The sequence below is a fragment of the Aliihoeflea sp. 40Bstr573 genome (assembly GCF_024105655.1).
Classification (GTDB): domain Bacteria; phylum Pseudomonadota; class Alphaproteobacteria; order Rhizobiales; family Rhizobiaceae; genus Aliihoeflea.
In genome coordinates, this window is the sequence record NZ_JAAAMH010000021.1 from 38,039 (window position 1) to 51,110 (window position 13,072).

The window sequence follows — 13,072 nt, forward strand, 5'->3', positions numbered from 1 at the left end:
CCGTCACCCATCCAGCGCATCATCCGCGAACATTGCCCTGAAGATCGCCGCCAGGCGCCTGCCGCCGAGCGGCGCCATCTCCTTCGTCTCCTGGTGCGACAGTTCCCCGCCGGTCATGCCGGCGGCAAGATTCGTCACGACCGAGCAGGCGGCGACGCGCAGGCCGAGGAAGCGGGCGAGGATTACTTCGGGGACGGTCGACATGCCGACCGCATCGGCCCCGAAGACCCGCGCCATGCGGATTTCGGCCGGCGTCTCGAAGGAGGGACCGGAAAACCACATGTAGACGCCCTTATGAAGCTCCGTGCCGGTCGTCTTCGCCGCGCGTTCGATCACTGCACGCAGGCCCGGGTCATAGGCTTCGGTCAGGCCCACGAAGCGGCGGTCGGTCTGTTCGCCGAAGAGCGGGTTGGTGCCGGAAAAATTGATGTGGTCGGTGATCATCATCACCGAGCCAGGCGGCATGTCCTCGCGCAGCGAGCCGGCGGCGTTCGTCAAGAACAGCCGGTCGATACCGGTGGCTGCGAGCGTTTCGAGGACCGGGCGCATGGCGGCGGCGTTGCCGTGCTCGTAATAATGCGCGCGGCCAGCGAGCATCAGCACTGGACGGCCCGACAGGTCGCCGGCGACGATCTGGCCGGCATGGCCGGTGACGCCGCTCGCCGGGAACCCCGGCAACTCGCCATAAGGGATGCGGACGGCGTTCTCGACCTCGTCGACGAGGCCGCCGAGGCCGGAGCCGAGGACGAGCGCGATCTTGGGCGCACGCCCTTCGAGGCGTTCGGCCAGGCGGGCAGCCGTATCCTTCATTTCAACGTGTCTCCGCGGAAGCCGAAAGGTAGGATTTCGGCCATGGTCACCGTCTCGACGATGCCGTTCTGGTCGCACAGATGCAGTTTGGTATCGGGATCGGCGAATTCGGCCAGCCGCTGACGGCACCCGCCGCAGGGCGTGATTCGATCCATCTTCTCGGCGACGACGGCGATTTCCGCCAGCTTGCCGCCCCCTGCCATGACATAGTGACCGAGCGCCGTCGTCTCGGCGCACCAGCCCTCCGGATAGGAGGCGACCTCGATATTCGCCCCGGTGAAGACGCGGCCATCGGTCGTCAGGAGCGCCGCGCCAACGGGGAACTTCGAATAGGGCGCGTAGGCGCGGGTCATCGCCTCGCGGGCGGCGGCAAAGAGGTCGCTCGACATCACCGCTCCTTCACATAAGGCACACCGCCGGCGCGCGGGGGGATCGCCTTGCCGATGAAGCCGGCAAGCAGGATCACGGTCAGTATGTAAGGCAATGCCTGCATGAGCTGCGTCGGCACCGGTCCGATGATCGGCAGCGGCGAGCCTTGAAGGCGTATCGAGACTGCGTCGAGGAAGCCGAACAGCAGGCAGGCGAACATCGCCGGCACGGGCTTCCATTTGGCGAAGATGAGTGCGGCGAGCGCGATGTAGCCGCGGCCGGCCGTCATGTCCTTCACGAACCCTGCGCCAAGACCCATCGAAAGATAGGCACCGGCAAAACCGCACAGGATGCCCGTGCAGATGACCGCGCGATAGCGCAGCCACGTGACCGAGATGCCCGCGGTGTCGACGGCGGCCGGGTTTTCGCCGACCGCGCGCAAGCGAAGGCCAAAGCGCGTGCGGAACAGGACCCACCAGGTGAAGGCGACGGTCGCGAAGGCGAGATAGACGAGCATCGAATGGCCGGAGATCAGCTCGTAGTAGATATAGCCGACGATGGGGACTTCGCGCAGTTCCTGCGCGAAGGGCAGGTGGACGCCGGTGAAGCGCGTTTCGGCGGAGAGCGACGGGGTGCGCCCGCCCTGCGCGAACCAGGCCTGGCCGAGGATGACGGTGGTGCCGGCCGCGATGAAGTTGATGGCGACGCCCGAGACGATCTGGTTACCGCGATTGGTAATCGAGGCGAAGCCGTGGACGAGCGCCAGCGCGACCGAGACCATGACGGCGAAGCAAAGGCCAATCCACGCCGAGCCATAGACGGCGGCTGCCGCCGCGCCGGCGAAGGCAGCGGCCAGCATCTTGCCTTCAAGGCCGATGTCGAACACGCCGGCGCGCTCGGAATAGAGCCCGGCAAGGCACGCGAACATGAGCGGTATCGAAAGGCGGATCGTGGAATCCAGGATCTGGATCAGGACGACGAAGGCTTGATCCATCTCAGGCTCCCTTCTGGCCGGCGGCTTCGCCCGCGCCCGAACGCGGCGAGATCGAGGCGAACAGCGCCTGCAGGGACGGTCGGAACATGTGCTCCAGCGCGCCGGCGAAAAGGATCACCAAGCCTTGGATGATGATGATCATGTCGCGGCTGATCGAGGGCATCATGAAAGCGATTTCCGCGCCGCCCTGATAGAGCACGCCGAAGAGGATCGCCGCCGGAATGATGCCGGCAGGATGCGAGCGGCCCATCAGCGCCACGGCGATACCGACGAAGCCGGCGCCGGTGACGAAGTCGAGCTGCAGCCGGTTCGCGTCACCCATGACCGGGTTGAGCGCCATCATGCCGGCCAGCGCGCCGGAGATGAGCATGGTGACGAGCACGATCCGCGTCTCGCCAATTCCAGCATAGCGCGCCGCCTTGGGGCTGAAACCCTGCGTGCGGATCTCGTATCCAAGCTTGGTGCGCCAGATCAATATCCAGACGAGGAAGGCCGCGACGAGCGCCAGCAGAAAGGAAATGTTGAGCGGCGAGGAACGGACCGAAGCGCCGAACCAGTCGAAGACGAAGTTCAGCTTCGGCAACTGCCCGCCGTCGAGGAATGTGCGCGTCTGCGGGGACATCGAGCCGGCCGGCTTGAGCACGGTGGTAAGCAGATAGACCATCAGGCTGGCGGCGATGAAATTGAACATGATCGTCGTAATGACGATGTGCGAGCCACGCCTGGCCTGGAGATAGGCCGGCACGAAGGCCCACAACGCGCCCATGAACGCAGCCCCGACGATGGCGAGCGGAAAATTGACCCACCACGGAAACGTGCCGTCGAGCGCAAGGACGACGAGCGCGACGCCGAGCCCGCCGACGTAAGCCTGCCCCTCGCCACCGATGTTGAACAGCCCGCCATGGAAGGCAACCGCGACGGCAAGGCCGGTGAAGATGAAGCTCGTCGCATAGTAGAGCGTATAGGCGATGTTCTGCCCGCGCCCGAATGCGCCCTCGATCAGGTAGGTAAAGGCTTCGACCGGGCTTTCGCCCACGAGCAAGACGACGAGGCCGGCGACCGCGAAGGCAACGACGACGTTGATCAGCGGGATCAGCCCATAGTCGGCCCAGGCGGGAAGCTTTGCATAAGGTACGCTCATTCGGCGGCCTCCTTGCCGTCGATGCCGGCCATCAGGAGGCCGAGTTCGCCTTCGGTCGCTTCGCCGGAGCGCTCGCCGACCACGCGGCCGTCGAACATCACCAGGATGCGGTCGGAGAGCGATCGGATTTCGTCGAGCTCGACCGAGACGAGCAGCACTGCCCTGCCCTGGTCGCGCATGTCGATCAGGCGCTTGTGGATGAACTCGATGGCGCCGACATCGACGCCGCGCGTCGGCTGGCCGATGACGAGGACGCCGGGGTCCTTTTCCATCTCGCGCGCCAAAACGATCTTCTGCTGGTTGCCGCCGGAGAAATTCGCGGTCTTCAGCCGCTCATTGCCGGGACGGATGTCGTATTGCGAGATCTTCTTCTTCGCATCGGCGCGGATCGCCTCGATATTCAGGAACGGCCCATTCAGATATTCGGGACGGTCGTGATAGCCGAGGATCGAGTTCTCATATTCCTCGAAGGGCAGGACGAGACCGACATAGTGCCGGTCCTCCGGCACATGGGCAAGGCCGCGGTCGCGCAACTCGCCCGGATCGGCCGCGCCGGTGACGTCGATCGGCCTGCCGTCGAGCATGACGGTGCCGGAGACGGCGGGACGGATGCCGGAAATCGTCTCCAGAAGCTGCGACTGGCCGTTGCCGGCGACGCCCGCAATGCCGACGATCTCGCCGCCCCGCACGTCGAAGGAGACATCGTCGACGACTTTGACCCCGCGCGAATCGACTACCGTGAGGTTGCGCACCGACAGCTTGACCTCCCCGGCGCGGGCATCGCCCTTTTCGACGTGCAGAAGAACGCGGCGGCCGACCATCAGTTCGGCCAGCTCTTCGACGGTCGTCTCGGCCGTCTTGCGCGTCGCCACGATCTGGCCCTGGCGCATCACGGAGACATTGTCGGTGATGGCCATGATCTCGCGCAGCTTGTGCGTAATGAGCACAACCGTTTTACCTTCGGCCCGCAGCTGGGCGAGAATGCGAAAGAGGTGATCGGCCTCGGCCGGCGTCAAGACGCCGGTGGGCTCGTCGAGGATAAGAATATCGGCGCCACGATAGAGCGCCTTTAGGATTTCAACGCGCTGCTGGAGGCCGACGGGCAGATCCTCGATGATGGAATCGGGATCGACGTCGAGGCCGTACTCCTTCTCCAGGCGCTTCAATTCCGAGCGCGCCTTGGAAATGGAGGAACTGAGCAGCGCCTCGCGCTCGGCGCCGAGGATGATGTTTTCGAGCACCGTGAAATTTTGAACCAGCATGAAATGCTGGTGGACCATGCCGATGCCAAGCGCGATGGCGTGATTGGAGCTGGTGATCGCCACCGGCTTGCCGGCGACGTGGATCTCGCCGGAATCGGCCTGGTAGAATCCGTAGAGGATCGACATCAGCGTCGATTTCCCGGCTCCGTTCTCGCCGACGATGCCGTGGATGGTGCCGGCCTTGATGTTGAGGTCGATATTCTTGTTGGCATGAACAGGGCCGAAGCTCTTGTTGATGCCGACAAGTTCGATCGCAGCTTCGGACATGCAGGATTTCCGTCTGGACGCTTGGTCAAGCTTCGGAATTAGCATGAGCGCATCCGGCCTGCAAATGCAGGCAGTTAACGCTTTGGCACTCGACAAGCGGCGGGCCGCTTGGCACTTTCGCGCGCATGACAGAAGCCCCCGTTTCTCCCTTCACCTTCAACACAACGGCATCGATCGTGTTCGAGCCCGGCAGCGCCGCGCGGCTCGGCGAGATCGTGGCCAGGCGCGTGGGCAACCGCGTGCTGTTCGTCACCGATCCGGGATTGCGTCGCATCGGATTGTGCGATGAGGCGATGGCCTCGCTCCAAGGTGCGGGATTAACGGTCATGGTGTTCGACGAGGTCGAGGCGGATCCGTCGCGCGCGACCTTGATGAAAGCGGTCGAGGCCGGACGAGGGGCGAGCGGGGTCGTCGGTTTCGGCGGCGGCTCGTCGCTCGACATCGCCAAGCTTGCGGCGCTTTTGATCGGTTCGGGGGAAGACCTCGACGAGGCGTGGGGCGTGGGACAGGCCAAGGGGCCGCGCCTGCCGCTCGTCCTGATCCCGACCACGGCCGGAACCGGCTCGGAAGTGACCCCGGTTTCCATCATCACCGTCGGCGAGGAGGAAAAGCGCGGCGTGTCCTCGCCCATCCTCCTGCCGGACGTCGCCATCCTCGACGCGGACCTGACCCTCGGCCTGCCGCCGGCCATCACGGCCGCGACCGGCATCGACGCGATGGTCCACGCGATCGAGGCCTATGCCTCCAGGAGCGCCAACAACAATCCGCTGTCGAAGATGCTCGCGCGCGAAGCGTTGCGATTGCTCGGCGCCAATATCGAGAAGGTGATCGACAACGGGCAGGACCGCGATGCGCGCGGAGCGATGCTGCTCGGTTCGATGCTGGCGGGCCAGGCCTTCGCCAACTCGCCCGTCGCCGCCGTCCATGCGCTCGCCTACCCGATCGGCGGCACGTTCCACATTCCGCACGGGCTGTCGAATGCGCTGGTCCTGCCGCATGTCCTGCGCTTCAACGCGCCGGACGCGGCACATCTTTACGCCGAGATCGCGGGCGACTGCTTCCCGGCGCTCACTGGCGAAGAGGGCGTCCAGGGGCGTTGCGCGGCGTTCATCGAGGAACTGGCGGCACTGTCGAAACGCGTCGGATTGCAGACGCGGCTGCGCGACGTGGGCATCGGCGAGGACGCGCTTTCCAAGATGGCGGCGGATGCGATGAAGCAGCAGCGGCTCCTGGTGAACAATCCGCGTGCGGTGTCGGAGTCGGATGCGCTGGCGATTTACAGGGCAGCGTGGTGATGACCCGCTCCACCCGCGCCGATTACCGCACCTTCCGCACCATCACCACGCGCTGGATGGACAACGACGCCTATGGCCACATGAACAATGTGGTTCACTACTCGCTGTTCGACACGGCGGTGAACGGCTGGCTGATCGAGGGCGGAGTGCTCGATATCCAAAAGGGCGAGCAGATCGGGCTGGTCGTCGAGACGGGCTGCAAGTATTTTGCCGAGATGGCGTTTCCCGACACCGTGCATGCCGGCATCCGCGTCGCCAGGCTTGGCAATTCCTCGGTGCGCTACGAGATCGGGTTGTTCCGCAACGGCGAGGATGAGGCAGCCGCAGAGGGCTTCTTCGTGCATGTCTATGTGGATGCGGGAACGCGCCGCCCTGCCTCGCTCAATCCGGCGCTGCGCGCCAAACTCAAAAGCATCTCGTCATGAGCGAAGACCGGATTGTCCAACTCGAAACGCTTGCCGCCGAACATGAGCGCACCATCGAGGAACTATCTGCCGAGGTCGCGCGCCAGTGGCAGGTGATCGAGCGCATGCAAAAGAAGCTCGACGCGCTGACGGAGCGCTTTCTCGCGCTCGAGGAGCAATCGGCGCCGGAGATTCCGGTGACCAGGCCGCCGCACTACTGAGCACACGAAAAAAGGCCGGGCGAACCCGGCCTTTCCCTTCCGCTCAGGCCGCCAACTACATTGCGGGCAGGATAGCGATGTCGCGAATGTCACCATCCGCGCCGGTGATCTCCGCCACCATCTCTGTCGCGCCGGTTTCGAGGTCGACCGTGTAAAGGCCATTGCCTGCGACGAGCCAGGCGGTGTTTTCGCCCTCGGCGGTCGCCTGGATGTCGAGCGCGTAGGTCTCAGCGCCCTCGATACCGAGCGAGCCCAGGGTGGCCAGCGTGCCGTCGTTCGGCGCCGTCTGGCGCAGGAGCGCGCCGAGACCGGCGTCGATGTCGTACATCGCGGTCGCCTCGGGCGTGCCGATCGAATTGGTGTAGGCAGTGGCGACCACGTTCGGCGTGGCATCGGCATTTTCGTCACCCGCCTCGAAGTTCAGCGAGCCGTCGACCGTCGTCTCGCCGGTATCAGGGTGGATGCGCAGGTTGGTGCCGTCGGTGCCCATCACGCGGATGCGGTCGGCGACGGGGTTGAAGTCGACCATGCCTTCGACGCCGTCAGGCAGCATCTCGGAAAGCTGCTCGCCAGCCGTCGCGGCGCCGGATTCAAGGTCGATGGTCACAATCGTGCCATCGCCGGCCACACCGTAAAGCATGTTGTCGGCCGGGCGCACGTCGATGCCGATCAGGCTGTCGACGCCCTCGACCTCGGCTGTGTTGGAAATTTCGGGCGCATCGGTATCGAACCAGACGAGCGTCTTGTCGCCGACGAGACCTACGGCAGGGGCGGCAGCGGCGGCGGATGCAAGGCCGAGCGTGGCGACGCCGGCAGCAAGGGCGATGCGGGTGAGACGAATGGACATTGACGGTTCTCCTGTTGGCGTTTCAAAGAACGTTTCGGGGAGAGGCGCGCGTTGTTTCGCGCAGGTCCTCCGACTGCTTTACACGCGAGTCGCCCATCTGGATGCAGCGATGCGGATTTTTTTCGTGCCCTTGCATCGGAAGGGAGTGCGGCATGTGTAAAGTGGGCGGGAAGACAGAACGGGGAGCGACGCATTGGATGCACGAATGGACGATTGCGACAGCTTGATGCGCCGCGTGGCGAATGGAGACCGGTCGGCGCTGGCCGCGATCTTCGACCTCGAAGCCGCCCGCCTCGTCGCCATCGCCAAGCGCATCGTGCGCCGGCGCGAACTTGCCGAGGACGTCGTCCAGGAAGCCTTCGTCACCATCTGGCGCAAGGCAGCGCTTTTCGATCATGAGCGCGGTGCGGCGCGTGCCTGGATGACCACGATCGTTCGCCACCGCGCGCTCAACCTCATCCGCGACGGCAGCCGCCTCGATTTCCACGATGCCGACCAGCTCGCCACGCTCGGCGACCGCGCCGCAGACGCCGACGCGGCCTATGCCGACCTGCCGGAGACGGAAGACCTGAAGCGCTGCCTCGACCAGCTCGAGCCGGAGCGGCGCCGCTCCATCGTCATGGCCTACGTCGTGGGCTTTTCGCATGGCGAGATCGCCGCCCATCTGGGCGCACCCGTGGGCACCGTGAAAGCCTGGATCAGGCGCGGCGTCGCTTCGCTCAAGGAGTGCCTGTCATGACGAGCCAGGAACTCATCATGCGCGCCGGCGATTACGTGCTCGGCCTGATGGACGAGGCCGACCGCGCCCGCGCCGAACGCGACATGACGATCGACCCGGAATTCCGCGAGGCCGTCTGGTCGCTTGCGCAGCGCTTGGAAGTCCTCGACAGAAGTGCGCCGTTTGAGCCGGTGAGCGATACCTTGTGGTCGCGCATTGAGGCGGCGACCGCTGGTACGTCCCAGCAAACGCGTCTTGAGCTCGTGCAATCGGACATGGCGGCCTCCGGCACTCCCCTCACCGCGCCTGACCGCCATGGAGTTCTCGGCCTCAGGCGGCCGATGTCCGGCTTCTTTCGCGGTGCGCGGGGAACCGCACTCGCCGCCACCATGCTGGCAGCCTGCGCGCTCGGCTATGTGGTCGGCCAGGCGTCGGTCACCGCTCGCGATCCGGAGGTGGTCGTCGTGCTTCTCAATGAAGAGGACGTGCCCGGAGCTCTGGTCGAGGCCTATGGCGACGACCGCGTCCGCATTCTGCCGCTGACCGATTTCGACGTGCCGGCCGGCAAGGTTCTGGAAGTTTGGACGCTCTACGACGCAGCTGTCGGGCCCGTTTCCCTCGGCACGATGTCATCGTCGCGCGAGGCGGTGCTCTCCGGCCCCGACCTGCCAACGCCGCGCCCCGACCAGCTCTACGAGATCACGCTCGAGGATGCGCCACGGTCACCTGCCGGCCGGCCGCTCGGGCCGATCCTCGTCAAGGGGCTCGCCGTTTCCCCGCCGCGATGAGCGGAACAAGGACCGCCGCACCGACCAGCCCGGTGAGGCCGAGGAACCAGCCATGGCCGGTCCAGCCCGCCCGCTCGATGATGAAGGCGGCGAGCGGCGGGCTTGCAAGGGTCGCAAGGCCGCCCGCCTGGCTGACGAGGCCGATCGCGGCCGGAATTGCCTGCGGCCGCGAGACCAGGAACGGGATCACCGCAAACAGCGCCGAGGCGACAACGCCGCTCGCCACCGCCATCGCCACGGCACCCCAGCTTGCCGCGAGCGGACCGCCCGCCACGAAGGCGAAATGGGCGGCGATGGTTGTCACGACGAACGCGGCCAGCGCCAAGAGCACGATGAAGCGCGCGGTGCGACCGGCAACAAGAACGCCGGCGAGCGCATTGCCGATAGGTGTCGCAAGCGCCACCATCGCGGGTGCGATGAGGAGCGTGCCCGGGACCGCGGCGAAAGTCGGCATGAAGGTGAACAGCGCCACCGATTGCAGGACGAAGGCGCCGAAAGCGAATGCAACGAGCAGGATCGGCAGGCTGAAAACACCGGATGCGCCAGCCGCGGCGGGCGCGGCGTCGGCCGGAACGCCCGTCAGCCAACGCAGGACGATGTTCGAGGCGAGCGCGAGCGCTGCGAAGAGAAGGACAACGACGAGCAGGTAAGACTGCGCACCGAAGGCGGGCACGATCAGGCCTGCCAGCACATCCGACACCGCATAGCCGAGTGGGACGAAGCCGCTCCAGATTGCCAAGACAGGGCCGCGCCAGGCGGGCGGCGAGATTGCCGTCAGCAGCGAAGGCAAGCCGACGCAAAGAACGACATAGCCAAGCCCCTCGATCATACGGGCGATAAAGATCAGGCCGGGCTCGGTCGTCGCGGCGAGGACCAGCCCGCCTGGAACGATGATGGCGGCGGCGACGACGAAGGCGCGCTGCGGCCCCATCCGCGCGATGGCGAAACCGGCCGGCAATGCGGCGAGGGCAACAAAGATGCCGATAAGCGCCGTCACCCAGCCCGCCTCGACCAGCGTCATGCCCACCGCCTCGACATACCACCCGATCAGCGGCGCGGTCTTTGCGAGTTGCGCGCCGGTGAAGACGCCGGTCGCCAGCAGCAAGACGATAGCGGCAATGCGCAGGGGTCTGTCGGCAGGTAGGGTTTGCAAGTGCCGGCTCCGGCGCGTTGTGTCGCGCACTTCTTATCGAGAGAGGTTTGCCTTGTCGCTTTCCAACCGACCCATTTGCATGGGCCAAGTTGTCCGTGGGCAAGCGCCGGCCGGCGCCGCAAACGAAAACCGCCGGACTATGAGCCCGGCGGTCCTAAGACTGGTCTTGCTTGATCAGTAGGGGCAGGCGTTGTCGGACATGAAGTCGTGCACTTCGACCGCGCCGGAGATGATGTCGGCCTTGGCCTTTTCGGCGGCCGCCTTCATTTCCTCGGTGACGAGTTCGGCATTGTTCTCGTCCATCGCATAGCCCACGCCATCCTCGGCAAGGCCGAGATTCTGGATGCCATAGTCGAACGAGCCGTCCTTGGCGTCCATAAAGGCATTGTAGACGGCCACGTCGACCCGTTTGATCATCGAGGTCAGCACCTTGCCCGGGTGCATGCCGTTCTGGTTGGAATCCACGCCGATGCCGAGAATGTCGGCATCTGCCGCCGCCTGGAGCACGCCGACGCCGGTGCCGCCGGCCGCGTGGTAGACCACGTCCGCGCCCTGGTCGATCTGGTTGCGGGTGATCTCGCCGCCGCGGGTCGGATCATTCCAGGCAGCGGGCGTGTCGCCGGTATAGTTGCGGATGACGTTGGCATCCGGATTGGCTGCCTTGACGCCGCCGACATAGCCGCACTCGAACTTGCCGATGAGCGGAACCTGCATGCCGCCGACGAAGCCGACCGTGCCGGTTTCCGACGCCATGCCCGCGAGGATGCCGACCAGGTAGGAGCCTTCCTGCTCCTTGAAGACGATCGAGCGGACGTTCGGCTTCTCGACGACCATGTCGATGATGGCGAAGTCCGTCTCGGGATATTCCTCGGCAACAACCTCGAGGGCGGCGGCCCAGTTGAAGCCCGCCATAACGATCGGGTTGCGGCCGTCCTCGGCGAAGCGGCGCAGCGCCTGCTCGCGCTGGGCCTCGTTCGAGATCTCGAACTCGACATATTCGATCCCGGTCTCTTCCTTGAACTTCTCGGCGCCGCCGAACGAAGCCTCGTTAAAGGACTTGTCGAACTTGCCGCCGAGATCGAAGAGAAGACCGGGGCTGATCTCGTCCTGGGCAAAGGCCGGAACGGTCAATAGTGTTGCGGCCAGAAGGCCAAGAACCATACGCTTCATCGTGATCCACACCCTGTCGGTTGTCTTGCCTGGTGCCGGCGCGACGGGCGATCCCCGCACGCCGGTCGGCGGGGTATCCCCCGCTCTGGCAGCACTCTTGCACGCAGGCGCACAAAATTCACGCGGAATTTTGACCTTTGGCTAACAGGATGAATGGCTTCGCTCGCCTTGGGCGAGAAGGCCAGCCTGGACCAATCAGACGACAGCGGCCGCCGCCGACACCTGACAGGCGACGCCCGTACCTTGGAGACCGCAATAGCCGTAAGGGTTCTTGGCCAAATATTGCTGATGGTCCTCCTCGGCATAATAGAACACGGGCGCGGCCATGATTTCCGTTGTCACGCTGCCCAGTCCCTTTGCCTTCAGCGCTCGCTCATACTGTGCCTTCGAGGCTTCGGCCGCCTCCAACTGGGCATCGGTCGTGGTGTAGATCGCAGAGCGGTACGTGGTGCCAACGTCATTGCCCTGCCGCATGCCCTGCGTCGGGTCGTGGCTTTCCCAGAATATGCGCAAAAGTTCGCCAAGGGAGACTTCCTTGGGGTCGAAAATCACCTTGACCACCTCAGCATGGCCGGTGAGCCCCGTGCAGGTTTCCTGATAGGTGGGGTTCGGCGTGATGCCGCCAGCATAGCCGACTGCCGTCAACCACACGCCCGGCGTCTGCCAGAACAGGCGCTCGGCGCCCCAGAAGCAGCCCATGCCAAAGTAGATCGTTTCGAAGCCTTCCGGCGCCTCGGATTTCTGCGCGATGCCGGAGACGTAATGACTGGCGGCGGTGGGGATCGCATTGGCGCGGCCGGGCAACGCCTCGGCCTTGGTTGGCAGCTTCAGTTTCTTGTTCAAGATGCCGTCCATAAAGAACATCGCCTATCTCCTTCGAGCGGCCTGCCGCTCATGCATGCAGCGCCTGCCGCGGGTCTCGCCGGCGCCTGTATCCAATGGCGTAGAATATGAGGGCGAGGCCGCAGAAAACCAAGATGGCGGGGGCGGAAGCTATCGAAACCGTGATCGGTGGCCAGAAATCAGCAACCGGCCCGGCCGGATCGATGCCCGCGAGCATCGTTTCCAGATCGAGCCCGGCGGCAAGCGCCGCATCGCGCAGCGGCGTAAGCGACACGGCATTGGCCGCGATCGAGCGCGCGGCGTCGATGACGGCGACGATCACGGCGATTGAGAGGAAGAACGACGAGACGATGCGAAACAGGAAACCCATGAGCGATCCTTACCACGCCCCCCCACCTTCGGCGAAGCGCTCTCGAGGTGCTAGTCCAAGCTGCCCAAAGGCGCAATCCGGCGCGATGCCATCATGCTTCGCCGATGAAATTCCGCAACGGTTCGCTTTCGCGGCGTTGAGGCCTTCACAAGGCCGTTGCAATCGACTAGATCAGCGCCGTGCCGCCCGAGATGCTCGGCCGCGGCGCGCCGGAGAGGTGGCCGAGTGGTCGAAGGCGCACGCCTGGAAAGTGTGTAGGCGGGAAACCGTCTCGAGGGTTCGAATCCCTCTCTCTCCGCCACTTCAGTCCTTGAGTGGGCACTGAGTTTACGCCGTTTTTTCCGGTGAGCGCCTGGAGCAGCCGGGTCTTCGATCCCATGATCCGGACCTCGCCGTCCGCAACCTCGACGCGCTGGGCGA

General features: G+C 65.0%; 15 protein-coding genes and 1 tRNA gene. 6 read left to right on the forward strand and 10 right to left on the reverse strand.

All coding sequences use genetic code 11. The features are described 5' to 3' along the window. Positions 1 to 3: 3 nt before the first annotated feature. Genes GTK01_RS17980 through GTK01_RS18000 form a run of 5 tightly spaced genes read right to left on the reverse strand, consistent with a single transcriptional unit; the run spans position 4 to position 4,843 of the window. On the reverse strand, positions 4 to 810 hold the full coding sequence (locus GTK01_RS17980) for a purine-nucleoside phosphorylase (RefSeq protein ID WP_252928681.1): 807 nt from the start codon (positions 808 to 810) through the stop codon (positions 4 to 6). Beyond that, on the reverse strand, positions 807 to 1,199 hold the full coding sequence (gene cdd, locus GTK01_RS17985) for a cytidine deaminase (protein ID WP_252928683.1): 393 nt from the start codon (positions 1,197 to 1,199) through the stop codon (positions 807 to 809). Before cdd ends, GTK01_RS17980 begins: the two co-directional genes overlap by 4 nt. Continuing rightward, a complete protein-coding gene (locus GTK01_RS17990; protein WP_252928692.1) occupies positions 1,199 to 2,173 on the reverse strand; it encodes an ABC transporter permease in 975 nt (324 codons plus the stop codon). Before GTK01_RS17990 ends, cdd begins: the two co-directional genes overlap by 1 nt. A gap of 1 nt (position 2,174) precedes the next feature. After that, positions 2,175 to 3,314, reverse strand: coding sequence for an ABC transporter permease (locus tag GTK01_RS17995; RefSeq protein WP_252928694.1), 1,140 nt, complete (start codon positions 3,312 to 3,314; stop codon positions 2,175 to 2,177). Then, positions 3,311 to 4,843, reverse strand: a complete 1,533-nt coding sequence (locus tag GTK01_RS18000) for an ABC transporter ATP-binding protein (protein WP_252928696.1) — start codon at positions 4,841 to 4,843, stop codon at positions 3,311 to 3,313. Before GTK01_RS18000 ends, GTK01_RS17995 begins: the two co-directional genes overlap by 4 nt. A gap of 125 nt (positions 4,844 to 4,968) precedes the next feature. Between GTK01_RS18000 and GTK01_RS18005 the strand changes: the two genes are divergently transcribed. Genes GTK01_RS18005 through GTK01_RS18015 form a run of 3 tightly spaced genes read left to right on the forward strand, consistent with a single transcriptional unit; the run spans position 4,969 to position 6,763 of the window. Beyond that, positions 4,969 to 6,138: an iron-containing alcohol dehydrogenase gene (locus tag GTK01_RS18005; protein WP_252928698.1), complete on the forward strand. Its 1,170-nt coding sequence runs from the start codon at positions 4,969 to 4,971 to the stop codon at positions 6,136 to 6,138. Next, complete coding sequence (locus tag GTK01_RS18010) at positions 6,138 to 6,563, forward strand: thioesterase family protein (protein WP_252928700.1); 426 nt, start codon at positions 6,138 to 6,140, stop codon at positions 6,561 to 6,563. The genes GTK01_RS18005 and GTK01_RS18010 overlap by 1 nt, the downstream gene beginning before the upstream one ends. Beyond that, entirely contained in the window at positions 6,560 to 6,763 is a 204-nt protein-coding gene (locus GTK01_RS18015) for a SlyX family protein (RefSeq protein ID WP_252928702.1), read from the forward strand. The genes GTK01_RS18010 and GTK01_RS18015 overlap by 4 nt, the downstream gene beginning before the upstream one ends. 55 nt (positions 6,764 to 6,818) lie before the next feature. Here GTK01_RS18015 and GTK01_RS18020 read toward each other — a convergent pair whose 3' ends face one another. Beyond that, complete coding sequence (locus GTK01_RS18020) at positions 6,819 to 7,610, reverse strand: DUF4394 domain-containing protein (RefSeq protein WP_252928703.1); 792 nt, start codon at positions 7,608 to 7,610, stop codon at positions 6,819 to 6,821. Positions 7,611 to 7,815: 205 nt separating this feature from the next. Between GTK01_RS18020 and GTK01_RS18025 the strand changes: the two genes are divergently transcribed. Both GTK01_RS18025 and GTK01_RS18030 read left to right on the forward strand, forming a co-directional pair. Next, positions 7,816 to 8,349 (forward strand): sigma-70 family RNA polymerase sigma factor, encoded by a 534-nt coding sequence (locus GTK01_RS18025; protein WP_252928705.1) that lies wholly within the window; start codon positions 7,816 to 7,818, stop codon positions 8,347 to 8,349. Next, entirely contained in the window at positions 8,346 to 9,116 is a 771-nt protein-coding gene (locus tag GTK01_RS18030) for an anti-sigma factor domain-containing protein (RefSeq protein WP_252928708.1), read from the forward strand. Before GTK01_RS18025 ends, GTK01_RS18030 begins: the two co-directional genes overlap by 4 nt. Here the strand turns inward: GTK01_RS18030 and GTK01_RS18035 are convergent. From GTK01_RS18035 to GTK01_RS18050, 4 genes are all read right to left on the reverse strand, one after another. Continuing rightward, the gene (locus GTK01_RS18035; protein ID WP_252928710.1) at positions 9,085 to 10,269 is read right to left on the reverse strand and encodes an MFS transporter; all 1,185 of its coding nucleotides are present in this window, start codon (positions 10,267 to 10,269) and stop codon (positions 9,085 to 9,087) included. The genes GTK01_RS18030 and GTK01_RS18035 overlap by 32 nt on opposite strands. A gap of 174 nt (positions 10,270 to 10,443) precedes the next feature. After that, complete coding sequence (locus tag GTK01_RS18040) at positions 10,444 to 11,439, reverse strand: BMP family protein (protein WP_252928711.1); 996 nt, start codon at positions 11,437 to 11,439, stop codon at positions 10,444 to 10,446. A 195-nt stretch (positions 11,440 to 11,634) separates the two neighbouring features. Continuing rightward, positions 11,635 to 12,303, reverse strand: a complete 669-nt coding sequence (msrA, locus tag GTK01_RS18045; protein WP_252928721.1) for a peptide-methionine (S)-S-oxide reductase MsrA — start codon at positions 12,301 to 12,303, stop codon at positions 11,635 to 11,637. A gap of 28 nt (positions 12,304 to 12,331) precedes the next feature. Then, positions 12,332 to 12,652, reverse strand: a complete 321-nt coding sequence (locus tag GTK01_RS18050) for a hypothetical protein (RefSeq protein WP_252928723.1) — start codon at positions 12,650 to 12,652, stop codon at positions 12,332 to 12,334. A gap of 211 nt (positions 12,653 to 12,863) precedes the next feature. Between GTK01_RS18050 and GTK01_RS18055 the strand changes: the two genes are divergently transcribed. Continuing rightward, a tRNA-Ser gene (locus GTK01_RS18055) sits at positions 12,864 to 12,953 on the forward strand. The last annotated feature ends 119 nt before the right edge of the window (positions 12,954 to 13,072 follow it).

Coding starts and splice junctions, on each gene's coding strand:
- GTK01_RS17980 (WP_252928681.1), bottom strand. CDS start 810: ATGAAGGATACGGCTGCCCGCCTGGCCGAACGCCTCGAAGGGCGTGCG.
- cdd (WP_252928683.1), bottom strand. CDS start 1,199: ATGTCGAGCGACCTCTTTGCCGCCGCCCGCGAGGCGATGACCCGCGCC.
- GTK01_RS17990 (WP_252928692.1), bottom strand. CDS start 2,173: ATGGATCAAGCCTTCGTCGTCCTGATCCAGATCCTGGATTCCACGATC.
- GTK01_RS17995 (WP_252928694.1), bottom strand. CDS start 3,314: ATGAGCGTACCTTATGCAAAGCTTCCCGCCTGGGCCGACTATGGGCTG.
- GTK01_RS18000 (WP_252928696.1), bottom strand. CDS start 4,843: ATGTCCGAAGCTGCGATCGAACTTGTCGGCATCAACAAGAGCTTCGGC.
- GTK01_RS18005 (WP_252928698.1), top strand. CDS start 4,969: ATGACAGAAGCCCCCGTTTCTCCCTTCACCTTCAACACAACGGCATCG.
- GTK01_RS18010 (WP_252928700.1), top strand. CDS start 6,138: ATGACCCGCTCCACCCGCGCCGATTACCGCACCTTCCGCACCATCACC.
- GTK01_RS18015 (WP_252928702.1), top strand. CDS start 6,560: ATGAGCGAAGACCGGATTGTCCAACTCGAAACGCTTGCCGCCGAACAT.
- GTK01_RS18020 (WP_252928703.1), bottom strand. CDS start 7,610: ATGTCCATTCGTCTCACCCGCATCGCCCTTGCTGCCGGCGTCGCCACG.
- GTK01_RS18025 (WP_252928705.1), top strand. CDS start 7,816: ATGGACGATTGCGACAGCTTGATGCGCCGCGTGGCGAATGGAGACCGG.
- GTK01_RS18030 (WP_252928708.1), top strand. CDS start 8,346: ATGACGAGCCAGGAACTCATCATGCGCGCCGGCGATTACGTGCTCGGC.
- GTK01_RS18040 (WP_252928711.1), bottom strand. CDS start 11,439: ATGAAGCGTATGGTTCTTGGCCTTCTGGCCGCAACACTATTGACCGTT.
- msrA (WP_252928721.1), bottom strand. CDS start 12,303: ATGTTCTTTATGGACGGCATCTTGAACAAGAAACTGAAGCTGCCAACC.
- GTK01_RS18050 (WP_252928723.1), bottom strand. CDS start 12,652: ATGGGTTTCCTGTTTCGCATCGTCTCGTCGTTCTTCCTCTCAATCGCC.